Genomic DNA, 24,560 nt, shown 5'->3' with positions numbered 1-24,560 from the left:
ATGTTGAGAATTCCTTGCCCTGTTTGCGGGTTGCGAGATGAGAGCGAATTCACCTACGGCGCCGATGCGACCTTACGCCGCCCAGATATGAACGAGGCGGATCCTAGGGTCTGGCACGACTATGTATTCATCCGCGAGAATCCGCGCGGTCGGCACAGGGAACATTGGCATCATGTCAGCGGCTGCAGGCAGTGGCTCCTGGTCGAACGCGATACGCTCACCCATGAGATTTTTGGTTCGCTCCTGGCTCGTGAGGTAGCGATATGACGGCGCGCAGGCTCTCGGGCGGCGGGCGTCTGGACCGCTCGCGTAAGATAACAGTTCAGTTCGATGGCAGGTCTTTTCCGGCTCATCCTGGTGATACTCTAGCTTCGGCTTTGTTGGCGGGTGGGCAGCGGATATTCGGGCGCAGTTTCAAGTATCACCGCCCACGCGGCCTTGTCGCGGCTGGGGTGGAAGAGACCAACGCCCTTGTCCATCTGCGAGACGGGGCGCGGCATGAGCCCAATGCTCAGGTAACGATGGTTGAAGCTTTCGATGGGTTGATATCGACTCCACAGAACGCATGGCCAAACCTGCAATTCGACGTTGGAGCGATGAACGGGATGCTGTCCCGCTTCTTCGGCGCGGGCTTTTACTATAAAACCTTCATAGGCCCCTTCAGCGGTAACAAATTCTGGATGTTCTGCGAGGGCTTCATTCGCAAGGCTGCCGGCATGGGGCGGGCGACGACGCTCCCTGATCCCGATGACTATGAGAAGATCAATGCATTCTGTGATGTTCTGATTGTTGGCGCTGGTCCGGCGGGGATCGCCGCTGCTCTCGCGGCCGGCCGCAAGGGCGACAACGTCGTACTGGTCGAGCAAGATCGTGACATTGGCGGATCGCTCCTCAGCGAACCCGTAGGTGCGCCTTCGGACGGATGGCTTGCCCAGGCACGGACAGAGCTTGATGGTCTTGCCAATATTCGCGTTCTGACGCGTACAACGGCCTTTGGCGCCTATGATTGTCAGGTATTCGGGCTCTTAGAGCGGGCGCAGGACCATGTCCTGACGCCTCAGGATGGAAAACCGAGACAGCGCTATTGGGTGGTTCGAACCAAACGGGCCGTTCTGGCGACCGGAGCGATTGAGCGACCCTTGATATTCGCCGGCAATGACGTGCCAGGAGTTATGCTCACATCAGCTGTTCGCAGTTATCTGAATCGATATGCTGTTCTAACTGGCGAACGGATCGTCGTGGCAACAAACAACGACAGCGCCTACACCGCAGCCACTGAACTCGCAAATTCGGGTGCGACGGTAACAATATGCGACCTTCGCAGGGAAATCCCGGCAAACCTCAGCGCTAATGCCAAAAGCGCGGGCGTTGACTTGCGGCCCGGCCATGCAGTCCTGAAGGTGACCGGTGGCAAGATCGTGAAAGCCGCATATCTTGTTCCCGTCGGCCCGGATGGTAAAGCGACCGGCCGAAGGGTGCGGATCGCCTGCGACGTTGTCACGATGTCCGGTGGTTGGAGTCCGACGCTGCATTTGTGGAGCCAGCGTTTTGGAAAGCCACAGTATAGTAAGGAATTGGACGCGTTTGTGCCCTCGGTGGAAAAAGAAGCCTTCACGTGTGTAGGCTCGCTTGTCGGCTCCCCATCGCTCAGAGATTCTCTCCAGCAGGGTCACAAAGCTGGCGGCGCGATTGGAAGCGAACCTGCTCTATTTGGACACGCCGACTTCTGGGGCCGCAACCTTCTGCCGGTGACGGTTGTCACTAAGGCCGACGGCAGCACTCCTGGCAAGGCATTCGTGGATTTCCAGCATGATGTGAAGCTCGCCGACATTGATCAAGCCTATCGTGAAGGCTACGTCTCGATCGAACACCTCAAGCGCTATACGACCTCTGGTATGGCAGCTGACCAGGGCAAGACTTCGAATCTAAACGCACTTGCTCGGATGGCCGAATTGCGCGGGTTGGCGATTCCCAACGTTGGCACGACGACCTTTCGTCCGCCCTATACCCCGGTCACGATCGGCGCCATTGTCGGCCACGACCATGGGCTCCATCTTCGGCCGACCCGACTTTCCACGATCCACGATTGGCATACGGAAAACGGCGCAGAAATGATGGACGCGGGGCTATGGTTGCGACCTTGGTATTATCCAGAAAATGGTGAAAGCATCAACGAGGCCTATGTTCGCGAGGCTGTCCACGTTCGCGAACATGCGGGCATCATCGATGTGTCCACCCTCGGCAAGATTGCTGTACAGGGCCCCGACGCCGCGGAATTTCTCAACCGCGTTTATGTGAATGGCTTCAAGGCGCTTCCTGTCGGCCGGCTGCGCTATGGCATCATGCTGCGGGAAGACGGCTTTGTCTTTGACGACGGTGCGACCGCAAGGACCGGCGAGTACGACTATTTCATGTCCACCACGACAGCCAACGCCGCCAAGGTGCTTGCATGGGCCGAATACCTCCTTCAGACCGCGTGGCGCGATCTCAGGGTGCATGTCACGTCTGTCGCTGACCAGTGGGCGGCGATTGCCATCGCCGGTCCTAAATCCCGGCGCCTTTTGATGGATGTGACAGGTACAGACCTCAGCAGGGAGGCGCTGCCCAACAACCATTTCACGCACGTCACGATTGCAGAAGTGCCCTGCCGCCTGCACCGCATGAGCTTTTCGGGCGAGCTTGCCTACGAAATCTACATCCCTGCGAAATCTGGACGCAAAGTATGGGAAGTTCTGATCGCTGCGGGGCCAACTCATAATCTCAAGCCGTACGGCCTCGAGGCTATGGGGGCGCTACGCATCGAAAAGGGGCACATCGCCGGTTCCGAAATTGAAGGCCGCACGACTTTGAAGGATCTGGCCCTGGAGGGTTTCGCTTCCAGCAAGAAGCCCTTCGTAGGCTCCGTGCTGCGCAAGCGCCCCATTTTGGAGGATCCGAGGCGACCGTCCCTGGTCGGCCTGGAAATCATCGGCGATCGAGGCGCAACGGCAGGTTCGCTGCTTTTCGCGATGAACGCTTCACGAAGAGGTCACGGTGAGGGCTGGGTCTCTTCAACAACTTATTCCCCTGCTTTGAAAAAGAACATCGCGCTGGCGCTCCTGTCGCGGGGACCAGAGCGCTTCGGCGAGACGATTCAGGTCGTCGATTTCGTGGGAAATCAAACACTGCAGGCGAAAGTCGTCTCGCATCATTTCTTCGACCCTGAAGGACATCGCCAGAATGGCTAAAGGATATTCATTGCCGATATGCGGCACAACCAGCGACGGCTTGGCCGTCACCATCACGGAAGTGGGGCTGGGTCATTTGACGCAGCTTGCGGGTTGGGGAGATTTCGACAGAACCGCGGACCAGGCGCTCCGAGCACAGGGGCTGTCCTTGCCAGGTGACTATCGTTCATCGCTCCGCCGCGGGCCGGCGATCATCTGGCGGATTACGCCCGATCGAGTGCTGATCAGATCCGAACCCGCCTTTGGCGTCGAAAACGCAATCGACCTCGTCATCCTTGATCTCTCGGACTCGCGTGTATGCCTGACGCTCGAAGGACCTGGTGCCAGCGGGCTTCTCAGTCGCGTCGCGGCTCTCGACTTTAGCGATGCAGCCTTTCCCGTCGGGCAGTTTGCACAGACGGCCATTCACCACGTCAGCGTGCTTATCGACCGGCAATGCAGCGAGCAGTTCACAGTGCTTATTCCCGCGACGTTTGCAGGATCGCTCACCAATTTCTTGGCAGATCATCTCACGGCTGAGGTGGTACCCAAGTAAAGTAGTTCGTGGAGGTGCGCCGGCACCATGCCAAGCATCTGATCCTTCATCCCCGCTCTCCTCCTCGGCGCTTGAGCGTGAAACTAGGCGAGAAGTGACCTGCCACTGAAGTGTCATCCAGCGGCGGTTAGAGCCTCGGCTGTTTCTGTTACGCCGTAGGGCGCGGGTTGAACAACCGGTGGGGACGCGAAGCCCTCATAGCATAGAGCGAAGCGTCGGAGCCGGTTGCGGCGAGGGTTCCGGCGAAAGCCGCCGGGGTCTGGTAGCCGAGCGAGGAGTGCGGCCTCGCGGTGTTGAACAACACGACGAAAGAACGCCCACGGGACCGAGGAATGCAAGTTTCTTTATCCATTTGCATCCTTGGGCCGGGCGTTGTGTTCACGCCTGAAATCTTGAACTGCAGATGATCTTCGACACCCCGCCGTGTCCCGTGAGCCGCAGCCTCGCGGCTTCGGAGGCACCTAAAGCGTAAGCGCTATTTTCGCTGCACGTTGACGCGGGGGCTTTCGACGGATGGCCTTCGAATCGGGAACGGTATCTGGTCTGATCAGGCTGCTGTTGCTTTGGCGAAGTTGAAGGGCAGCAGATCCTCGATGGCTGCGTTCTCGGGGCGCTGAGGTAGTTCAGTGAGGACGTGGCGCAGCCACGCTAACGGCTCGACGCCACAGGCGCGGCAGGTCAACATCAGGCTGTAGATGACGGCGCTGGCCCTGGCTCCGTCGACGGTATCGCTGAACAGCCAACTTTTCCGGCCAGTGGCAAAGATTCTGATGTCACGCTCGAGAAGATTGTTGTCGATCGGCATGCTGCCGTCCTCGGTGTAACGAGTCAGATATCCCCATTGGTTCAGGGTGTAGGAGACGGCGTCGCCGAGCTTGCTGTCCGGCAAGACTTTTGGGGCGATGTCGTCGAGCCATGCCTTGAGAGCATGGAGGATCGGGACACTATGTTGCTGGCGGAAGTGGCGAATGCAGTGATCTCGCGTTTCGCCGTCATCGGGGATTTCGTTCCGCGCCTGCCTTTCAACCCGATAGAGCTGTTCAAAGAACCGGAGCGCCTGTTCCGGCGGGCCGCCGCCTTTCTTCCTCGCCTTTAGGGCATCGACGAAGCGCCGGCTGGAATGGGCCATGCAGCCAAGATGCGTTGCCCCTTCCAGCGTGCGCCAGGCGGAATAACCGTCACCCATAACGATGCCGCGGTAATCGCCCAAGAAGGTCTGCGGGTGTATCTGGCCGCGACCCGGCTGATAATCGAGCAGCACGATCGGCTCGTCACTGTCGTGGCCGCTCCGGTATGCCCACATGTACGAGGTGCTGGTGGCCTCTCTGTCCATTTCCTTCAGCACCTGGACCGTGGTCTCGTCGCCATGGATGAGGGGCTGCGATCTGAGCCGCAGCTTCAGCACGTCATAGATGCGGGCGAGATGCTTTTCGCTCGAGCCGATCACCCACTGACCCAGAGCGCCACGGCTGACAGGAACGCCCGCGCGCTCGAAAGCCTGCGCCAAGCGGTAGAGCGGTGTGCCGTCGACATACTTATGAACGAGCGCGAAGGCCAGCGTCGAGGCCGTAGCGATGCTGCCCGGCAAGGGTTGCGCGGGCATCGGCGCGGTCACGACCGGCGTGTTGATGCCGGTATGTCAATGCCGCTCGAATTTTCCCCAAAAGTGCCGAAGTAAAATTCCCCAGTTTCGCCGCTCAGACTGTCGCGGAGGGGTGTCCATTTTTCGGTGGCCGGCCGCGCGGCCGCGATGGTGGATTTAATGTCGGCGGCGTGATGGAGGCTTTCGATCGCAAGTGTTCGGGCATGAGCTCGGCGTGCTGGCGGAGCCGATAACTCGATCCTTCGATCTGGACGACGACCGCATGGTGAAGCAGGCGATCGAGAAGTGCGGTTGCGACGACAGGATCGCCGAAGACCTCGCCCCATTCGGCGAAGCCGCGATTTGAAGTGAGAATCATGGCGCCCTTCTCGTAGCGGGCGTTGACGAGTTGGAAGAACAGATTGCCGCCACCGTGGACGACGGGCAAGTAGCCGATCTCATCGACAACGAGCAGAGCAGGCCGGCAGAAGAAGCGGATGCGTTCCTGCAGGCGGCCTTCGCGTTCGGCCCTTGCCAGCGCGGCGATGAGTTCGGCCAGCGTGCAGAAATAGACGCTCTTTCCAGCCTTCACAGCCTCGACTGCAAGCGCAATGGCCAGATGGCTCTTGCCTGTGCCGGGCGGGCCGAGGAAGTGGACGACCTCGCAGCGGGCGACAAAGCCGAGTTGGGCCAGCGTGAAGATTCGATCGCGGTCGAGCGAGGGCTGGAAAGAGAAGTCGAAGCCGGCGAGGGTCTTGATCGTGGCCAGGCGCCCCATGCGCAGTGCCGTCTTGATCCGGCTGTTCTCGCGCAGGGTCAACTCTTCCGAGAGGAGGATGTCCATGGCTTCGAGGGCGGCGATCTCGCCTTGCTCGAGCCGGCGCACGACATGATCGAGTGCTTCGAGCGCACGCGGCATCTTCAGGCCGACGAGGTCGTGGCGGATTCGGTCGATCGTGGATGGCGTTGTATCGAGCGCGTTCGTCATGGACGCTGCTCCTTCGCCATCACCTGGGCGACGGCATCGTAGAAGGCCAACGGGCGCTGAGTGACCCTGTCGCCCGAGCCATGAAGAATGACCTCGTCGTTCCTCAGTCTTTGTCGGCGCTTGTGGACGTGGATGTTGCGATGACCCGGCTCGACATGACGCTGATGCCGGCCTTCGAGAATGGGATGGGTGGCAATCAGCGCGCCGTCCTCGAAGATGCGCAACTCTTCGGCCAGCGTGTGTACCTCGACGACACGGCGCCTGGTGGCATCGGGCACGCTGTAGAAATTGCCGCCGACGCTGACCATGCCCTCCCGGCTGATGCGTCGCTCGAGCTTCAGGACCGATCGGAACGGAGCCAAAGGCAGCGGCCGCAGCGCTGCCCGCTCCTCGGCGAAAGCTTCGTTGACGACACGCCTTGTGGTGGCGTGAACTCTCGGGTTTGCGACCGTGTCCAGCCAGTGACGCAACTGCACGTTCAGGTCTTCGAGATTGCGAAAGGACCGGGCCAGGAAGAAGTCCTCGCGAATGTAACGGAATGGTCGCTCGACCTTGCCTTTCGTTTTGGCGCGGTAAGGCCGACACGCCTTGGGATGGAAACCATAGTGGCGGGCAAGATCGACGAGGGCACGGTTGTAGACGATGCCGCCGGTATCGCCTTCGCCGATCACAGCCGTCTTCATACGATCGTAAAGCACTTCGCGAGGAGCGCCGCCCAGCGCCTCGAAAGCCCCAGCATGGCAGCGCAAGACAGTCGGCAGATCCTGGTGGACGACGAAGCGTGCCCAGATAAGGCGACTGAAGCCAAGCACCATGGAGAATAGCCAGACGATTCTCGGCGTGGTCGGCTCATCGGCAAAGACGACATTGAACTGGGCGAAGTCGACCTGCGCCTGCTCGCCGGGCGGGGTCTCGAAGCGAACCTCGTATCCGCGCTCCGCCGCGGCAGGACGGACGTCGCGCAGGAAGTCGGTGACGGCCGTGTAGCCGCCGCCATAGCCGAGGTCCTTCAGTTCGCGGAAAAGCCGGCTGCCGGTGAGTCCGGGATATCGCGTGACGCGCTCGCGAAGATAGGCCGTGAAGGGATCGATCACCGCCTGACGCGGCTTGCGCGGTCCGTAAGCCGGAGCCTCGAGCCGCGCGCAATGTATTTGCGCACCGTCTTGCGGTCGATCCCGCTCTCCCTGGCGATCGCCGACACCGACAGGCCCTGCCGATGCAAATCCAGTATCATCATCATCTCCCCGATCTTGGTCACCGAAATCCCTCTCCCGACCATCAGGAGAAGCATCAACGATTACGCGCCGCCGGTCTCCCGGAGCGCGCTCCGGAAGACCGGCGGCAGCGCTATACTGGGGAAGATTCAAACGGCACTTCTGGGGAGTATTGAGCCGGCATCGACACAGCGGCTGACGGGCATGACAGCGTCCTTCGTCTACGACGGCGCTATGAACGGCAACGTATTCGTGGCCTATGTCGAGCAGGTGCTGGTCCCGACATTGTCGGAGGGCGACGTAGTCGTCATGGACAACCTGCCCGCCCACAAGGCCGCCGGCGTGCGCAACGCGATTGAGGCCGCAGGGGCAAGCCTGCTCTACCTGCCGCCCTACAGTCCCGACTTCAACCCCATCGAGAACGCCTTCTCCAAGCTCAAGGCGTTGTTGCGAGCAAAGGCCGAGAGAACCATCAAGGCTTTGTGGGACGCCGTCGGTCCGCTTCTCGACCTCTTCACGCCAGCCGAATGCGTAAACTACTTTAAGGCCGCAGGATATGAGCCGGATTAAACAGGACGTGCTCTAGAAGGCGCGGACGTCCTCCAGACCAAGCCGATCCGGCGAACGGCCAAAGTAGTGCGAAAACTTCACCACGGCATGCACGTAGGATCGCTGCGTGGCCGGCGAAAGATTACGGATCGTCATATCCTCGATCATGCGCCGGCGAACCGCAGCGACAGCCTGTCGGCGGCTTTCCGCAATCTCAGTGCCGATGCGAGGGAGGATCTCACACGTCGCTACGAGGAGCTCTGCGCCCATTATCGCATGACGCCGACCCGCAACAACAAGGGCGTCGCCCACGAGAACGGGTCGATCGAAAGCGCCCATGGCCATCTCAAGGACGCCATCCGTGACGCCTTTCTGATGCGTGGCGGCAGGGACTTCGACGATCTCGGCGCGTACCGCGCCTTCATTGACGAGATCGTCAGCCGGCACAACGCCAATCATGGCAAGCGCATTGATGCCGAGCGCCCTCATCTGCAGAAACTTCCCGACCGGCGGACTAGCGACTTCGAGGAGGTGGTCGTCACCGTATCGCGAACCGGCGGCTTCACCTTACGCAGGGTCTTCTACACCGTTCCCTCCCGCCTGATCGGACATCGGCTTCGCGTCCGGCTGTTCGACGATCGCCTCGAGGTCTTTGTCGGAGGAACACACCTGATGACGCTTCCCAGAGGCCGTGGACATGCCGATGGAAGGCACGATCAGGTCGTCAATTATCGGCACGTCATCCATTCCCTGCGCAAAAAGCCGGGTCCTTAATCTCGTCTATCGAGACAAGCTCTTCCCGCGGCAGGAATACCGCAGGGCCTTCGATGTGCTCATTGAGCGGCTGCCGGACAGACAGGCCTGGAGTGTTTAGGGATTCAATCCGCGGAGTTTCATCAGGGCCAGCGACTCAACACACCCGCATCGAAAGGCCGAACATATGAACATATGACTGCAACCGACCGAGCTCAGAATGCGCCACTTTCGTCTTGCCAAGGAGGCGTCCACACATGCACCCTCAGCCTGAGACAAGGAAAATCGCGGACAGTTTCCCCGCAAGGAGAGGAAACTGGGGCATGGCCGGACGGCAAAGATTTATTGATGAGGACCAGAAACTGGAGCCTCTCCAGCGCACGCAGGCGGGCGAACCCGTCAGCAAGTTGGCAGATGAGGTTGGCATCAGTCGCCACGCCTTTACGGGTGGCTCGATCACCTCAGGCTTCGTGGTATCTGAAGTCACGTCGTCTCGGTCGGCCGGCCAGATCGACAGCGGCTGAGGCCCCGCATTTGCAGAGCGCAGCCGAGGTGCCGATCCCTCAGGGAAAGGCCCTGACTAAGGCCAGGCGCCGGATCAGAGAATTAGCAGGCTGTTGAAAAAGTCGGGTTGAAACGATGATCACGACACAATCGAATCCTATGACCCGAACCCGCGAAGTTTTGTTGCGTGAGACTGCCGCCGCACGAATCGAAAATGCGTCCGGGCATGCCCAAAATCCTTTTTCAACAGCCTGTTAGAACAGAAAGTCGGGCAACAGCAGCTCGATCTCGATTTTTTCGCGAAGCCTTGTGGCACTTCGAGGAAGATCAGCATCGGAGCAGCGCTCCTGGCGAAACGGGATCTTCAAAGTCATCGAAAAGTTGACGGCCGGCCTGTCGCAAGGCGAATTCAACATCGGTCGAATGTGCTGGCTCGCTGGCGTCAGCCGCGCGAATTATTCCCGTCACAGGCTAGATTCGGCCCCCTCGTCGGGCCGAGGCAGGTTTGCGGGATCTCATTAAGAAGGTGGCTCTGATCAACGCGCACTACGGTTACCGCCGGATCGCAGCCCTGCTGCGGCGGGAGGGGTGGCAAGCCAACGACAAATGCATTCTACGGATCATGCGTGAAGACAATCTGCTGTGCCTGCGCGCGAAACCCTTTGTTCTGCAATGACGAGCTCGAGGCATGGCTGGAGTCGTGCCGAACCTTGCTAGGGCATGATCATCGATGGGGTCAACCAGCTGTGGGTTCCCGATATCACGTTCCTGCATCCGGCTGAGGAGTTTGCTTTCCTGTTCGTTGTGCTTGATGCGTATAATCGCAAGGTCGTCAGGTCGTCGGATGGGCGTTGGATACACATCTCAGACCCACTTAAAGACCGCCTGTAAGAATATGTCATTAAGTCAGCATGTTAGGCGCGCGCCGGCGCGTGTTGCCGCTACATTTGGGGTGATCTCAGGCGAGTTGTTCGTCGAGGTTGTATGGCAGAGCGATGCCACCCACTTGGCGCGTGACGTGGGTTCTGGTGGTGAGGATGCGACCATCCTTTTCGATGATGGCTTCCTGGAGGCGGTCGAGATCGCGTAGCAGCGGTTGCCGTTCGGGCGTCAGGCCTTTGGCCCGGCAGAGCGGCGTAGTTCCTTGCTGAGTACGAGCCCAGGAAGGAGCAGAACACATGCCCGCGGATGGCAGCATCGGATTGGTGGAAGATCGGCCGGGTATTGAAGGTTGCCTTGGCGACGCGGAACAGGGTCTCGACCTCGAGCAAATCGCGATACCGCAGCACGGCCTGCAGCGGGGTCACCTTCGCATTGGTCGGCGATCTGTTTCCAATATCGCGAAGATACCCTGCGCGTTCAGGAAGCCCTACACCAACGGTTGGGGAAGTTCGGCCTCAGCCTGGAGCCGACCAAGACCAAGTTGGTCGAGTTGGTCGGTTCGCGCAGCGACACGCGGGCAAGCGCGGCAGAAATCGCCCGGAAACCATCTACTTTCTGGGTCTGAGGCTGTACTTTACGCGTAACCGAAAAGGCAACTTCAAGGTTGGGATGCGCACCGAAAAATCTGGGCTAAAGCGCGGCCTTCTGTCGCTGCGGGAGCTGATGCGGCGAATTCGGCATTATAAAATCAGTGATCAGGTAGCGGAAATAAACCGCGTCCTGCTCGGCCACTATGCGTATTACGGCGTCCCTGGAAATCTCCGGTCGCTGGAGCGTTACTGGCGCAGATGCTATGCAGCCGCAGCCGTGATGGCGGTCGCCTCAGTGGGGCACTTTCAACCAGATCAAAGAACGGAAGCCGCTACTGCGACCCAAACTGCGGCTCCCACATAGGGAACTGCAGGCATTCGCGGTGCTGTGAACCAGCTACCGAAGAGCGTGGTGCGGGAAAGCCGAACGCCACGTTCTGTGGGAACCGGGGGCGGGTGACCGCCTCCGGTGACCCGGTGGGCGGCGTCGCGAGGCGTCCCCCTATCGCGATCAATCCGCAGAGAACCTTGCGCCTGGCGGGCGCTGCATCAGAACGTGGAACTCATTGACGGACCCATTAGCGAAATCCTTGGGACACCACCCTTCAGTGGCGGTTTTGTCGCATGTCTAACACGCTCGAAGTCGTCTCTTCAGCCCCGCAACTGAAATAGGCCGGAAAAGGGCCATAGAATGGCGTATCCGGGTGGCGCGAAACTTGCGCTGTCTTCAGAGATCCGAGCCGAGCCGCTCGGCGGATCAATACTCTGTGATCCGAAGCGCAGAGAGTTAATCCAAGGAGCGCGCCCGCAAAGTCGTTTGATTATGCAGATCTTGGCAAGGTATCCGCTGTGAAACGCTGAGGAGCTCACTCTATAACAACGTATGAAGCGTCTTCCCATTCACCACCAGTCAGGAGAGATAGCATGAGTAGTGTGTTCCACCGAATCCCAAAGCGCAATCTTCCCATTGCTGTCAAAGGCGACGGCATGTACATATTCGACAAAGACGGCAGGCGATATATCGACGGCTACGCTGGCGGTGCCTGCGTCTCGTCCCTTGGTCACAGCCACGAATCTGTAATCGAAGCCGTTCGCGAACAGATCGGCAAAATGGCATTCTTCCATTCCGCCGTATTTACCTCGGAGCCGCTCGAAGAACTTGCGGCCATTCTGACGACCGATGCTCCAGAAGGCCTCAGCCGTGTGTTCTTTACGAACAGCGGATCCGAAGCTGTCGAAACAGCGGTGATGATGGCCCGGCAGTACTTCGTAGAGATTGGGCAGTCCAGCCGGAAGAAGGTGATCGGACGCCGGGCCAGCTACCACGGTGCCGGCTTAACCGGGCTTGGCGTCGGCTATACTGTTTCGCGACGCACACCGTTTGAAGCAGTTCTTCCAAACGTTTTCCACATTTCGCCATGCTACGAGTACAGAGGGCGGCTGGAAGATGAAACGGCGGAGCAATACGGTTTCCGCGCAGCCAACGAATTGGAACAGGCCATCCTTGGCCTAGGTCCCGACACCGTGATGGCTTTTGTAGCCGAGACGGTGACCGGCACGGCAAACGGCACAACGCCGCCAGCACCGGGATATTTCAACCGCGTGCGAGAGATTTGCGACAAATACGGCGTCCTGCTCGTTCTGGATGAGGTTTTATGCGGGCTGGGTCGAACCGGCACGCTGCATGCTTGCGAGCAGGATGGGGTTGCCCCTGATTTCCTAACGTTCGCAAAGGGGATTGCTGCCGGTTACCAGCCGATCGGCGCGACGATGGTCAATCAAAAGATTTACGAAGCCATTGTCTCCGGGTCAGGCACCTTCAAAGGTGGATACACCTACTCGGGCCACGCGACCGCATGTGCGGCAGCGGTTGCCGTGCAAAAGGTCGTTCGGGGCCCTGGCTTTTTGGATCACGTGAAAGCTACAGGAAATGTACTCGCTGCCCGACTAAACGATAGGTTCGCACAGCATCCGCACGTCGGCGACATTCGAGGTCGAGGTATGTTGATGACAGTGGAACTCGTGGAGGACAGGGACACGAAATCGCCTTTCGCTGCATCGCAGGGCCTAAGTTCGAAAATCGACCAAAATGCGGAGGCGAGAGGCCTCATCACATCCGCTTTTAGCGGCACAATTGACGGTTACGTGGGCGATCACGTGGTCATCTGCCCGCCTCTAATAGCGACAGGCGAGAACATAGACACGATCGTCGGATTGCTCGGCGAGGCCATCGATGCAGCCGTGCTAGAAGTTCGCGCCTAAGGGGCCTATGTCAACTAGGAGCCGTGGACTCTTGCGATTGATTCGGGATGGGTGGCCTCCTCACTGTGCCGCCCTCCCACACCAAGCAAACGGCCACGTTCCACGGCGGTTCGACTGGTCGTGCTTGCGCAGAGACAAAGGACGGGTGTTGTCACGTTAAGTCTCTGTCTGAAAAACCGTGAGGCGTCTTTAGTTTTCAGACGACAGGCCGCAATCTTCCAGGCATGAAAGCCTCGAGGCGTAGCTGAGTGCATGTATGGAGACGAAACGTTGCAACGCTCCCGGCGATCGGTGGCCTTGCATGGTTCGTTTCCCTTTTTCGAAACGGCAGATGGCTCGGTGCGATTGTTGAGGCCCTTGTGCGACCAATGGTCGAGACCGGGCGCCACTTCAGTCTTTGCCGCAGTGTAGGAGCGAAGCTTGTCGGTGACGATTCGCTTCGGAACAAAACCATAGCACTTCATCGTGACCAGCAGGCGCTTTGCCGCCGCCTTGTCACGTCGCTTCTGCAAGATTTCCGCGAGAACGGTGCCCTGCTGATCCATCGCGCGCCAGAGCCAGACTGCCTGCCAGCACATTTCACAGCGACTTCGTCCAGATACCCAAACATCGCCGGGGCGCACGCCTGCCGTCGCCGCAGGTGCATGCGATCTGGGGGCCGAACTTGGCCGTCCAACGGCGGACCGTTTCATATGCTCCATTCCATGCTTGCTTGAGCAGCATTTCCTCAACTTCATGCAGACTCAGGTTGAACCGTAGGTAAAGCCAGACCGCGCAACGATCTGCGGCGGAAACCGGTGACGTTTGAAACTATATCTGATGTCTGCATCGCCCAAATTACGTTCAATCCGACATGCAAGCAACCGCATGCCGGTAACGTGACAACACCGCTCAGCCACATCGCAACTAACAGCCTATTCTGGACCCGGACCTGACCAAAAACGTACAAAGTCGAGCTGAGCAGGCCGGCGCTCGCGCAGTCCTGGTCAGATTTGTCGGATTTGCAACAACGTAGTTTCGGCCGGAACCCTTGCCCCCTAGCAGGTAACATAAGCACTGGCAAATTTCCGGGAAAAGTCTTCCTAAATCGGCTCCCGCGCATTTGGCACAATTTTTGATGTTCCTTGTGTACGGCGAGGAGGAAGCTGCGGTGGTCTTCACGTCGAGGTGCCAGACGCTGGAGGCTTTCCTTTTAGCTTTCTTCGGATCGAGCGTTTTTGCTGAGCTTGTTTTGAGGCCATGACCCGTTTTCTTATTACTTTGCCCGGCGGCGCGTTCCTCGACGTTCTAGCCTTTAATGCCCATCGTTGGGCCCGGCAACCGGTCCGGCTTGCGATTGCCGCCGGCGCGATGATTGCCGCAACGGTTGCTGATGTCCTCACGCCGCTTTATTCAGGCCGCCTCGTCGATGCTGTGACCAAGGGAGCGGCGGCCGAGCCCATCGCCTGGGATACTGCAGTTGCGGCGTTTTCAATGCTGATGACTCTAGCGCTTGTGGCCCTCCTCACGCGGTACGTCGCCTTCGTCGGTATCGCAGATCTCAACTTGAAGATGATGTCCGATGTCTCGAACGACGCATTTCAGCGCGTTCAGCGCTTTTCGACCGATTGGCATGCTAGCAGCTTCGCTGGCGCGACGATGCGCAAGATCATCCGGGGCATGTGGGCGCTTGATCTCTTGAACGACACGATTCTCATAGCGTTGTTTCCCTCGCTCGCCATGCTGGTTGGTTCTACTGTCCTGCTCGGCTGGTATTGGCCGATAATGGGCCTGATCATCGCCTGCGGCTCGATCGTCTACGTCGCACTGATCACTCTCATGTCGCTCGGCTATGTGGCGCCAGCGGCAAGCCTTTCCAACTACTGGGACACCAAGCTCGGCGGTGCCGTCGCGGATGCAATCAGCTGCAATGCAGTGGTCAAAGCCTTCGGGGCCGAAACACGCGAAGACGAGCACGTCGCGAAGATCACAGCCAAATGGCGGCATCGTACCCGCCGGACTTGGATGCGCAGAGTTTCCACCAGCACGGTACAAGACCTTACTCTGCTCGCGCTGAGGGCCGCGGTGATCGGCTATGCGCTAATTCTGTGGTCGCACAGCCAGGCCACCCCTGGTGACGTTGCTTTCATGCTCGCGTCGTTCTCTATGCTACAGGGCTACCTGCGCGACGTTTCCATACACGCGCAGAATTTCCAGCGTTGTGTGAACGAAATGGAGGAACTGGTCAAAGTCTACCGCCATCCTCTTGGCGTGGCCGATGATCTAGGCGCCGAGCCTATCCAAATCATAAAGGGCCATATAGATTTCGAGCGCGTCCATTTCCATTACAGCGAGTCTCGGTCGCCGCTCTACAGTGACTTCTCGATTTCGATTGAGGCTGGCGAGCGGGTGGGGCTGGTCGGCCCCTCTGGTTCCGGCAAGAGCACCTTCGTGAAGCTGATCCAGCGGCTTTATGACCTGGAGGGTGGGCGAATCCTGATTGACGGACAGGACATCTCTACGGTCAGGCAGGTGTCGCTACGCTCGCAGATCGCCACCGTGCAGCAGGAGCCGATCCTGTTCCACCGCTCCTTGGCCGACAACATCGCCTATGGCCGGCCCGGCGTTTCTCGGCCCGAGATCGAGAAGGCGGCTCGGCTCGCCAGCGCGCACGATTTTATCGTCGCCCTGCCAAAGGGTTACGCCACGCTGGTCGGCGAGCGCGGCGTGAAGCTCTCGGGCGGCGAACGCCAACGTGTGGCGATCGCGCGCGCCTTCCTAGCCGATGCACCGATCCTAATCCTGGACGAGGCGACGTCCAGCCTGGATTCAGAGTCCGAGGTGCTGATCCAGAAGGCAATCGAGGGGTTGATGGTGGGCCGCACGACGCTTGTCATCGCGCACCGGCTTTCGACGGTCCGAGCGCTCGACCGTCTCCTTGTGTTCAACCGCGGCCGCATTGTCGAGGACGGCAGCCATGCCGCGCTGATCCGTCGCGACAGCGGAATTTACCGGCGCCTGTTCGAGCGCCAGGCGCTGGAACTGACGAAGGGGCTGGTGCGAACGTGCTCTTGAACGCCAATTCCGCTTCTCCGCGCAGGAAGTTTGTGTCGAGAAGGGCAGGATTGGACGAGCCGTATCAAATTGTGCGAGGTTCGAATAGCCAGAAGCGTTCGTCACTGAGGTTCAAGCCCCGCCAAATTACGCGGGGATGGCAAACCTATCCCTCCTTCGTTGATCAGCGGCTAAGCCGCGCGCCGGTGTTGTCACGTTAAGTCTCTGTCTGAAAACCATGAGGCGTCTTTAGTTTTCAGGCGACAGGCCGCAATCTTCCAGGCATGAAAGCCTCGAGGCGATGGTAGCGAACTGTTTGTGCAGGACGGCGGCGGGAGGGAACTGAAAAGCAGTTGCGGGTAGCTGAGTGCATGCATGGAGACGAAACGTTGCAACGCTCCCGGCGATCGGTGGCCTTGCATGGTTCGTTTCCCGTTTTCGAAACGGCAGATGGCTGTTCTCGGTTCGATTGTTGAGGCCCTTGTGCGACCAATGGTCGAGACCGGGCGCCACTTCAGTCTTTGCCGCAGTGTAGGAGCGAAGCTTGTCGGTGACGATTCGCTTCGGAACAAAACCATAGCACTTCATCAACGTGACCAGTAGGCGCTTTGCCGCCGCCTTGTCACGTCGCTTCTGCAAGATTTCCGCGAGAACGGTGCCCTGCTTGTTGATTTCCGCTGAGAGCTGACCCGGGATTTTCGCCGAGAAGTGACCCGCCTCTATGTATGGTTTGGGTCTCAGGTTTTGGTCAAGGGGGCGGCTTTTTCCTTCTTGCTCGTTGCGGTTTGGGCGGAGCTGTCTTGAAGCGGAAGCTATCGTTTCCAGTCTCCAGGATGTGGCAGTGATGGGTGAGCCGGTCGAGCAGCGCCGTGGTCATCTTGGCGTCAGCGAAGTTTTCATGATGCCTTCTTCCTTGATCGCCTGGTACGTGCGATCCGCGCTCGCAGCGTGTTGATCTGGTTGTCCGAGAGTTCGATTTGCCACGGCTGCCCCTTCGTGAGCTGGCGTCCCTCGATCCAGCCGCGGGCGAGGTAGTCGAAGACGGTTTGGGGTGTGACGTCCAGGGCGGCGGCCGCCCCTTGAACAGAGTAGGTTCCATCTGGCCAGCGGTCGGGATTGGCGCTCGTCCCGTTGATCTTGACAGTGGGGATGCCCCAACGTGTCCGCAGAAGCCAGACATTCTCACCTTTGAACGCGTGGCCGCGCGCTGCGACAAAGCCTTTCGCGTTCAGCGTCGCGGCGATCTCCTTGTCCATTTTGCCCGCGACGTTGAGTTCGATCACGCGGCTGCGCAGCCGCTCCAGATCGATGTAGTCGCCATAGGTGTGGACCCGCCTCTGGAGAGAGTGCTCGCTTGTCGCTCCCGTCTGCCACAGGATCTTGAACCAGACCTGGCCGTGGAAGCGCTTTTGGTCGAGGACGACCTCGCAGACGATGAGGCGCAGAATGCCCTTGCGCTCGGCTCCCGTTGTCAAAGGCGAGTGCCAGAGGTCGGGCAGATCTTCGCCCAGCTTTTCAAGCCCTTGGCGGTCGGACTCGCTCAAGACCAGGGGCTCGTCATGTCGCCAGCGTTCGTAATCCTGTTCGATCGCCTCGACGGCGCGAAGCTTCTCTTCCCAGACGCGCTCCAGTGAACGCGCCACCAGACGGTTCTCAGGCTCGACCGCATCATATTGGCGCCGTGCTCTTTCCGCCTCATAACGAGCCCGCTCGTGCCGCAGCGCCCACTGCCGCTCAAGCTGACGCGTCTCCTCTTCGATCTGGCCCAGGGCGGCGATGGCGATGGCGATCTTGTCCGGCCTCAAGGCCTCGAGCAGGATGCTTTCGACGTGCGCGTCGACAGGCAGCGCACGCACTTCCTGGCATAGCAGCCCGCCCTCCTGATCGCGGTCGGCGCGACACGTGTAGACGGGGTAGTCGCCCGCAGGACCGCTATCGCGCAGGCTCATCCGGCGACCGCACCGCCCACAAACAGCGATGCCCTGCAGCAGTGCCGCTCCCTTGCGCGGCACGCCCGAATGGCCGCCTTCGTAGCGGTTGATGTTGTTTGCCAGCCGCCTCTGGTTCTCCATGAACTCCTCCCAGCCGATATAACCAGGATGGGCAGCCTGAAGGCAAACCTCCCAGTCGGCGATGGGGACCTTGGTCGTCCTCGGGCGATAAACGCCGTGGCGAATCCGCACGCCTTCCACCCGCCTGCGGCCATAGACATACGCTCCAGCATAGGCAGGATTTTGAAGAATGCTGAGTACTCGTGAGCTATCGGCCTGGCGCCACACAACATCGTGCGGCGCTGGGCCGAGCACGGGACGCACGGGCAGCGGCAGATCGTTCTTTCGCAGGTAGCGCATCACGGCCCGCGCACTGTGAAGCTCGCGGAATTTGGCGAAGACGAGGCCGAGCCTCGCCTGCACCTGCTCATCGGGATTGAGAATGATCTCGCCGGAGCGACCATGCGCCAGTCCGGCGGGAACAGGAAGGCGTAGCTCGCCGCGTGCCGCCTTCTGACGCTCGCCCTGATGGAGGCGCTGCTTGATCTGGTGCAATTCCGCTTCGCTCATGATGCCCGACAAACCGAGCAACAGGCGGTCATGGTAGGCGCAGGGATCGTAGAGACGTTCGCCATCGGCAATGATGACGCCGAAGAGCGAGCACAAATCGAGGAGCTGATGCCAATCGCGGTTGTTGCGAGCAAGGCGGGAGGCATCGAGGCTTATGACCAGACCGGCATTCCCCAATCCGATCTCGGCGATCAGCTTCTTGAAGCCCATCCGCTCGATGGTCCCGGCTCCGGATTTGCCAAGATCTTCGTCAATGACTTGCACACGTTCATGCGGCCAGCCGAGAGCGACCGCGCGATCGACAAGACCGTACTGCAACTCCGTGCTTTCCTGATGATGCCGCACCTGGTTCACGGAGGACTGGCGGACGTAATGTAAGCGAGCTTACCGCGATGCGCAGCAGTGACGCACTCGTCCGGTCTATTCGATGCTCTCAACATGCCGATCCGCCGCTGTCGGCGTGCCCGTCGATCGCATCCGCAAGAGAAGTCGCGCGAGGCTCTGCGCGATCTGCTTCTGCGTCTCCCCCGGCAAGTTGAGCCAAAGGCTCGGGAGTGTCGTCAGGCCTGGGTTCGGAAGTTCGGTGAGAGTCTGGGACGCTACGCGGTACAGATTCGACTGTATGTTCATCGCGAATCACCTCCTCGATACGGGAGGCCATGGTGGTTCAAATGGTGCATCAATGTGAGCAGCGTTCGGACGTTGATGCGGGCCAACGGTTTCGACACGTCCTGTTCTTCAGGTGACGCCGCTGCAAGGTCGGTCACCGAGCGCCGAATTGAGCGGCGGCGTCCGTCAGGCAGTCGAACAACGACGAAAGCCGGACCGCGCGCGGAACGGGACGACACGAGCTCCAGAAGCTGACCCGCAAGGCCGTGACGCGGGTCGATCACCGTCAAATGAGACACCACCCGGTCGAGAATGGCGGCGGCCTCTGATGTTTGGTTCGCCGAAGACGGTTGCCCATTCGCTGAAGCTCAGATTGGTGGCGATGATGACGCTGGTGCGTTCGTAGAGCGTGCTCAGGAGATGGAACAGCAGCGCACCGCCTGAGGCACTGAACGGCAGGTATCCGAGTTCATCGAGGATGACGAGATCGGAATGGGCGAGCCGGTTGGCGATCTGGCCGGCCTTGCCCTGGGCTTTCTCCTGCTCGAGCGCGTTGACGAGTTCGACGGTTGAGAAGAAGCGGATACGTTTGCGATGGTGCTCGATCGCCTGCACGCCGAGCGCGGTGGCAATGTGGGACTTGCCGGTTCCGCGGTGATGATGAGGTTCTCATGCGCCTTCAGCCAGGCGCCATGGGCGAGCGATAGCGTATTGCGCCGGTCGAGCCCGCGATGTGCGGCGAAGTCGATGTTCTCGATGCAGGCATCGGCAAAGCGCAGTCTGGCAACGGCGAGACGGTTGGTCACACGCTTGTCGGCACGCATGGCGGCTTCACGATCGAGCATCAGGCCAAGCCACTCGTCGCGACTGAGATCGTCGGCGTTGCTCTGGTCGGCCAGGTCCCGATAGGCGGCGGCCATTCCGCCAAGGCCGAGAGCCTGCATCTGGTCGAGGGTTGGATGTGTCAGCATGGTTGGTTTCCTTCCTTCACTGATAATAGGAGCCGCCGCGGATGTTGGTGTGCGATGGCGTGGGTTTGGCCGGCTCGGCCGCGGGCGGCACGCGGTCGAGGCCGGATTTGAGGATGGCGTTGACGGAGGAGTAGGTGATCGCATTGATGGCCAGCGCCCGCTCGCAGGCCGCCTCGAGCCTATCCCGCTCGTAGCGACGGGCCAGCGAGAGGATGCCAAACGCGGAGCGGTATCCCTGCTCGGGATGGGGACGGTCGCGCATCATCCGCTCGACCAGCATGGCGGTGTTGGCGCCGATCCCGGCTGCCTGCCGGATCAGGTTCGCCGGCGTCGTGTTGGCATAGCGCTGATGCGCCTTGGGCATGTGCTCGTTGACGGTGACATGGCCGCAGCGCTGCGAGCGGCGGACATGGCTGGCGACGCGCTTGTGATCATGGAAGAGCTCGACCACCCGGTGGGTGAGCCGCACATCCACGCGCCGCCCGATCAGCGCGTGCGGCACCGAGTAGAAGGTCCTGTCGATCTCGACATGGTAGTCGGGATGCACCTTGGCCGATTTCCACTCCGCATATTCGAACGGCGCCGGCGGCAGCGGCGCCAGAGCCGACCGCTCGATCTCCTCGAACAGTTCGCGGCGGCTTTTGCCGACATGGCGCATGGGGCGGTTGTTGAGATCCTCCAGCAACCCCGCGATTGCGGCGTTGAGATCGCCGAGACTGAAGAAGCGCCGCGTTGCGCAGCCGGGCCAGGACCCAGCGCTCGACGATCAGCACCGCGCCCTCGACCTTGCCCTTGTCGCGCGGCTTGCGGCTGCGGGTCGGCAGGATCGTCGTGTCGTAATGTTCGGCCTGGCGGCGAAGGTCTGGTTGAGCGTCGGCTCGAACCACAGCGCCTTGGCGACGCCGGCCTTCAGATTGTCGCAGACGATCGCCTTCGTTACCCCGCCGAAGAAGGCGAGTGCCCGGCACTGGCCCTCGATCCAGTCCGGCAGCTTCTGGCTGAAGCTGGCATGGGCGAAGGTGAAGGACGAGGCGCCCAGCACCGCAACGAAGATCTGAGCCTGGTAGATGACGCCAGTATCGGGATCAACGACGGGCACGGTGTGGCCCGCATAGTCGGTCTGCATCACTGCGCCCGCCTCGTGGCGGTTGCGGAACGTTGCGCTCGCCCGGCGCTGGAAAGCGCCGAACCGGTCGCAAAACCACGTGTAGCCATAACCATCGGGATGCGCCGCACGGTATTCCTGCCACAACAGCGTCAGCGTCACGCCCTTGCGCTTCAACTCGCGCGCGATCATCGCCCAATCGGACTCGTCCAGATCCTGCGGCGGACGGCCAACCCGGCGAAACAGAAGCCTCTCAAGCGATACGTCATTGTCACAGCCCGGCGGAAGCGGCCAGTCCGAGATGCCAGCCTCACGCGCCCGCAACAGATAGGTCGAAACCGAAGTCTTGCTGATCTTCAGCCGTTCCGACACCGCACGCCCTGCTCATGCGTCAGGCGCAGGATTGATCGTAGGTCTTTCACTGTCGTTCGTCTCGCTTGCTTCCGTCTTGGCATGGCCCCTCTCAACCCGATGATGAGAGGGCAAAATGCCAGAACGGCGCTCCCGAGAACCGACCGTTATATCCGCTCCGAAACTGTCCGGGAATTAGCGGAATCGCTGTCCCGCAATTAGTGAAATCGCTGTCCGCGAATTAGCGGAATGGGTGTCCGCGAATTTATGAAACACGCAGCAGGTTCAAACATGGGTCACTTCTCGATGGAAAAATCTCTCAATCCCGGATCAGTTCTCGGTGGAAATCAACAGCAGGAAGGCGCGCACCACCCCGCACATCGCCTTGCCGCTGTCGGCGGAGCCATCGAGAGCATGTCGCTCGACATAACCGATGACGATCTCCGGGGTAAGCGCTGCAAACCCCCCTGCGCCAGCCGAGCAGACCTCTTGCAGAAATCGGTGTGAGAGCAGCTTATGGCTTTCCACCGTCGAGGCGGCGAGCCCTCTCTCATTTGTGAGATAAGCCGCGAACACATCAACAATCTGCTCTGCTCCGTGCGCTCAATCGGAGGCACGGCTGGTATCAAACCTTCCTGCCGTAATGAAGAAAGCAAGCGCCGGAGCGCCGATCGGTCCCCCGAGTCGAGGCTCCAGTGTTTGGAACGGTGCTCAAGAAACCGGTCAACGTGAACTTCGCTTAAATCGTGGGGATCGTGCCCGTTGCCAACATGCCAGTCCATCAGCTCGCGAAGCAGGCTCAGCGATCGCCAGGTGCATTGCCGACCAAAGCCTTCGTTCGACAATCTGGCCGCGTAAATGCGGGCGAACTCGCCATACGACCCGTGGATCAGCTTTCGATAAAGTGTGCTGCGTTGCAGATAATCACTTGCGTTCATGTGTCCTCTCCTTCGCATCAATTGCGACGGAGAGAGCCTAGGCTATGCCGATCCTGCTATCGCTACGTTACGGAAAGCATTGGTAAAAAATTGCTCACTCGGCATAGTTCGACGGTCGGCATAAACCGCCAAGCTCAACGACGTCGATCCGCAGGCGTGGCTTGCCGACGTTCTCTCCCGCATCGCCGACACGCCGATCACACGGCTCGAGGGCCTGCTGCCATGGAACTGGCAGCCCGCTCGGGCGCTCATGGCGTCGGCCGCGTAAACAGCGCGCGAAACAGCTCCTCCGAGCGCCGAAGACCCTCGTCCGTCAACACCAAGGATTTTGCCTTGTTGACTGGGTCGCCGATCAATCCCATCCGGTGAAGTCGATCCGTCACGTCCCAGTCAAAGCCCTTCCAGGTGCACCGTTCATTGTGCAGGGCCGGCCAAAGCAGTGCCAGGACCGCATCATCGATCTTGTCGGTGTCGATCTCCATCGCTGCAGCTTAACACAGACCGCACCCGCCGGGGTGCCCAGACCGGATCGATACAGTGGAGAAAACGGTGTTCCAAGTTCTGCCGGTGGTCGGCTGCATTTTTTGTGCAATCAGGCGAGACGCTTGCGGTGGCGGACAACCTATAGGCGCCCGGGAGGGTGAAAGGGCTCAGATCGAACAAACAGCTGTACATTGGGAAGCCAGGCCGTGAGTTATGAAGTTAGGCGGCGCGAGTGGCGCCTGATTGAAGGCGACCGCAATATTCGGCGTATTTAGCTGCCAACTCCTCTGCGCGTTTTTCGCACTCATCTAGCGCCATTGCTTCGCAATCATAGCCGAGTAACTCACGCAGGATTCCTGCCGATTCTCCCGTGAAGCGCACGGTACCGTCGCTTTCGATCGCCTCGATCCCATCGTGCTTCTGGCATTGCGAATTGATCTCCACCGCATCGTCCAAGGATAAGCCTTGAGGCAGTTCGATCGAAATACCAGTTGGAGCAATCCTAACGGGATAGCCTCCCACGAGACCTAGTGGCCCCGGCGCGTGAACAACGCGTTCCAAGTGATCGGCAAAGGCACGCAGAATCGCTGTCGCTGACGAAGCGGTGACGGATTGCCCCGCAAGACCTTTCACCCGGCGGAAACGTCCGGCTACGTTCGCGAAGATCTCATCGTGCCCCAATTCCTGTGTTTTAACTTCCTGGCCGTTCCGATATATGGTCAAGTGATAGGGTGCCCCGTCCGTGGAACCGGTGCTTGGCATACGATAACTGATATAATGTTGCGCAAAAAACTGCACATCCACCGCTTTCAGTTCGCAACCCAGAAGATGTGCAGCTGCCAACCTGATGCCCGGCACGGCATTTGCGATGTTACCGATCCCAATTGTCGGCGAGAGACCTTCGGCCGCAAGTGCGGCATTCGTCACGTCAGGGTAGGATGCGTTTACGACGATGCTCTCCACACCAGCTTGCCGCACAGCCCTCATGAGGCGTCGTATGAGCATTAGATGCATAGGTGTCCATACGCCGCCGCGTGCTCGATCGATCTGCTGATAGGCATCGGTCGGCAATTGCGTTATCCGCCACCAGGAATGCAAAGTCGTGGCATTAAAAATTATATCAGGACGGAGGGCCGCTAAGCGCTCTGCTGTAGCCTCTGTATTCAACAATTCCAGCGGAACTACCTCGATGGTCGGAGAGAGACCGAGGTTTACGGCGGTGTACTTCGCGAGGTTGACCCTCAACGAGGCTCGCTGCAGATCTCGCGCTCCAACGTGCAGATCGTAGGGTCTGCCGCTTTGGCAGAGAAAATCAAGAACGGCCCCACCAAGTACGCCGTGCCCAACGATCAGAATCTTTACGCGGCCATTCACTGCAGCTCTCCAGGTTCGTTGCCGAAGGTTCTAACGTGGAGTTCGCAAG

The 24,560-nt window shown here is 59.8% G+C and carries 13 protein-coding genes and 13 pseudogenes; 10 read left to right on the top strand and 16 right to left on the bottom strand.

All coding sequences use genetic code 11. From position 1 onward, the window contains the following. Genes NKH78_RS23730 through NKH78_RS23720 form a run of 3 tightly spaced genes read left to right on the top strand, consistent with a single transcriptional unit; the run spans position 1 to position 3,762 of the window. Entirely contained in the window at positions 1-267 is a 267-nt protein-coding gene (locus tag NKH78_RS23730) for a sarcosine oxidase subunit delta (RefSeq protein WP_352884402.1), read from the top strand. Then, positions 264-3,227: a sarcosine oxidase subunit alpha family protein gene (locus NKH78_RS23725; RefSeq protein ID WP_352884401.1), complete on the top strand. Its 2,964-nt coding sequence runs from the start codon at positions 264-266 to the stop codon at positions 3,225-3,227. Before NKH78_RS23730 ends, NKH78_RS23725 begins: the two co-directional genes overlap by 4 nt. Beyond that, entirely contained in the window at positions 3,220-3,762 is a 543-nt protein-coding gene (locus tag NKH78_RS23720) for a sarcosine oxidase subunit gamma (RefSeq protein ID WP_352884399.1), read from the top strand. The genes NKH78_RS23725 and NKH78_RS23720 overlap by 8 nt, the downstream gene beginning before the upstream one ends. Positions 3,763-3,875: 113 nt before the next feature. On the opposite strand, the pseudogene NKH78_RS23715 reads toward NKH78_RS23720, so the two are convergent. The 4 genes and pseudogenes from NKH78_RS23715 to istA (NKH78_RS23700) form a co-directional block, all read right to left on the bottom strand. Then, positions 3,876-4,060: pseudogene (locus tag NKH78_RS23715) on the bottom strand (IS3 family transposase); the annotation flags it as partial. Positions 4,061-4,309: 249 nt separating this feature from the next. Further along, positions 4,310-5,398: pseudogene (gene tnpC / locus NKH78_RS23710) on the bottom strand (IS66 family transposase); the annotation flags it as partial. Positions 5,399-5,459: 61 nt separating this feature from the next. Then, positions 5,460-6,332 carry an IS21-like element helper ATPase IstB gene (gene istB / locus NKH78_RS23705; protein WP_352884398.1) on the bottom strand — a complete coding sequence of 291 codons (873 nt, stop codon included), beginning with the start codon at positions 6,330-6,332 and terminating at the stop codon, positions 5,460-5,462. Further along, positions 6,329-7,590, bottom strand: a pseudogene (gene istA, locus NKH78_RS23700) (IS21 family transposase). The gene istB and the pseudogene istA (NKH78_RS23700) overlap by 4 nt, the downstream one beginning before the upstream one ends. Positions 7,591-7,738: 148 nt before the next feature. Here istA (NKH78_RS23700) and NKH78_RS23695 point away from each other — a divergent pair. Further along, positions 7,739-8,116 (top strand): annotated as a pseudogene (locus tag NKH78_RS23695) (transposase); the annotation flags it as partial. Between the two features lie 15 nt (positions 8,117-8,131). Here NKH78_RS23695 and NKH78_RS23690 read toward each other — a convergent pair. Continuing rightward, positions 8,132-8,263, bottom strand: a pseudogene (locus tag NKH78_RS23690) (phage integrase N-terminal SAM-like domain-containing protein); the annotation flags it as partial. 9 nt (positions 8,264-8,272) lie between these two features. Here NKH78_RS23690 and NKH78_RS23685 point away from each other — a divergent pair. The 3 genes and pseudogenes from NKH78_RS23685 to NKH78_RS23675 all read left to right on the top strand — a co-directional run. After that, positions 8,273-8,957, top strand: a pseudogene (locus tag NKH78_RS23685) (Mu transposase domain-containing protein); the annotation flags it as partial. A 214-nt stretch (positions 8,958-9,171) separates the two neighbouring features. Continuing rightward, the gene (locus NKH78_RS23680; RefSeq protein WP_352884395.1) at positions 9,172-9,372 is read left to right on the top strand and encodes a hypothetical protein; all 201 of its coding nucleotides are present in this window, start codon (positions 9,172-9,174) and stop codon (positions 9,370-9,372) included. Positions 9,373-9,857: 485 nt separating this feature from the next. Then, positions 9,858-10,028, top strand: a complete 171-nt coding sequence (locus NKH78_RS23675) for an IS3 family transposase (RefSeq protein ID WP_352884393.1) — start codon at positions 9,858-9,860, stop codon at positions 10,026-10,028. Between the two features lie 282 nt (positions 10,029-10,310). Here the strand turns inward: NKH78_RS23675 and NKH78_RS32660 are convergent. After that, a pseudogene (locus tag NKH78_RS32660) lies at positions 10,311-10,671 on the bottom strand (IS1634 family transposase); the annotation flags it as partial. Between the two features lie 1,077 nt (positions 10,672-11,748). On the opposite strand from NKH78_RS32660, the gene NKH78_RS23670 reads away from it, so the two are divergent. Continuing rightward, on the top strand, positions 11,749-13,086 hold the full coding sequence (locus tag NKH78_RS23670; protein WP_352884391.1) for an aspartate aminotransferase family protein: 1,338 nt from the start codon (positions 11,749-11,751) through the stop codon (positions 13,084-13,086). 249 nt (positions 13,087-13,335) lie between these two features. Here NKH78_RS23670 and NKH78_RS32655 read toward each other — a convergent pair. Continuing rightward, positions 13,336-13,955, bottom strand: a pseudogene (locus NKH78_RS32655) (IS6 family transposase); the annotation flags it as partial. Positions 13,956-14,325: 370 nt separating this feature from the next. Between NKH78_RS32655 and NKH78_RS23660 the strand changes: the two are divergent. Further along, complete coding sequence (locus tag NKH78_RS23660) at positions 14,326-16,140, top strand: ABC transporter ATP-binding protein (protein WP_352884387.1); 1,815 nt, start codon at positions 14,326-14,328, stop codon at positions 16,138-16,140. Positions 16,141-16,331: 191 nt separating this feature from the next. Here the strand turns inward: NKH78_RS23660 and NKH78_RS23655 are convergent. The 7 genes and pseudogenes from NKH78_RS23655 to NKH78_RS23625 form a co-directional block, all read right to left on the bottom strand. Continuing rightward, positions 16,332-16,791: pseudogene (locus tag NKH78_RS23655) on the bottom strand (DDE-type integrase/transposase/recombinase); the annotation flags it as partial. Positions 16,792-16,867: 76 nt separating this feature from the next. Next, positions 16,868-17,011 (bottom strand): annotated as a pseudogene (locus NKH78_RS23650) (ATP-binding protein); the annotation flags it as partial. A gap of 4 nt (positions 17,012-17,015) precedes the next feature. Continuing rightward, positions 17,016-18,998 carry a recombinase family protein gene (locus NKH78_RS23645; protein WP_352884385.1) on the bottom strand — a complete coding sequence of 661 codons (1,983 nt, stop codon included), beginning with the start codon at positions 18,996-18,998 and terminating at the stop codon, positions 17,016-17,018. A gap of 308 nt (positions 18,999-19,306) precedes the next feature. After that, positions 19,307-19,573, bottom strand: coding sequence for a DUF5372 family protein (locus NKH78_RS23640; protein WP_502899835.1), 267 nt, complete (start codon positions 19,571-19,573; stop codon positions 19,307-19,309). Between the two features lie 52 nt (positions 19,574-19,625). After that, positions 19,626-20,260: pseudogene (locus NKH78_RS23635) on the bottom strand (ATP-binding protein); the annotation flags it as partial. A 16-nt stretch (positions 20,261-20,276) separates the two neighbouring features. Continuing rightward, positions 20,277-21,820, bottom strand: a pseudogene (gene istA, locus NKH78_RS23630) (IS21 family transposase). A 226-nt stretch (positions 21,821-22,046) separates the two neighbouring features. Then, positions 22,047-22,292 carry a site-specific integrase gene (locus tag NKH78_RS23625; RefSeq protein ID WP_352884381.1) on the bottom strand — a complete coding sequence of 82 codons (246 nt, stop codon included), beginning with the start codon at positions 22,290-22,292 and terminating at the stop codon, positions 22,047-22,049. Between the two features lie 486 nt (positions 22,293-22,778). Here NKH78_RS23625 and NKH78_RS23620 point away from each other — a divergent pair. Further along, positions 22,779-22,922, top strand: a pseudogene (locus NKH78_RS23620) (transposase domain-containing protein); the annotation flags it as partial. On the opposite strand, the gene NKH78_RS23615 reads toward NKH78_RS23620, so the two are convergent. Together NKH78_RS23615 and NKH78_RS23610 are read right to left on the bottom strand one after the other, a co-directional pair. Next, positions 22,903-23,136 carry a DUF6429 family protein gene (locus NKH78_RS23615; RefSeq protein ID WP_352884379.1) on the bottom strand — a complete coding sequence of 78 codons (234 nt, stop codon included), beginning with the start codon at positions 23,134-23,136 and terminating at the stop codon, positions 22,903-22,905. The pseudogene NKH78_RS23620 and the gene NKH78_RS23615 overlap by 20 nt on opposite strands. 220 nt (positions 23,137-23,356) lie before the next feature. Next, entirely contained in the window at positions 23,357-24,511 is a 1,155-nt protein-coding gene (locus NKH78_RS23610; RefSeq protein ID WP_352884377.1) for a hypothetical protein, read from the bottom strand. Positions 24,512-24,560 lie beyond the last annotated feature (49 nt).

Source organism: Mesorhizobium sp. M0910, assembly GCF_040319465.1.
Classification (GTDB): Bacteria; Pseudomonadota; Alphaproteobacteria; order Rhizobiales; family Rhizobiaceae; genus Mesorhizobium.
The sequence above is the reverse complement of the archived record's forward strand: the minus strand, read 5'-3'. Positions and strand labels throughout refer to the sequence as shown.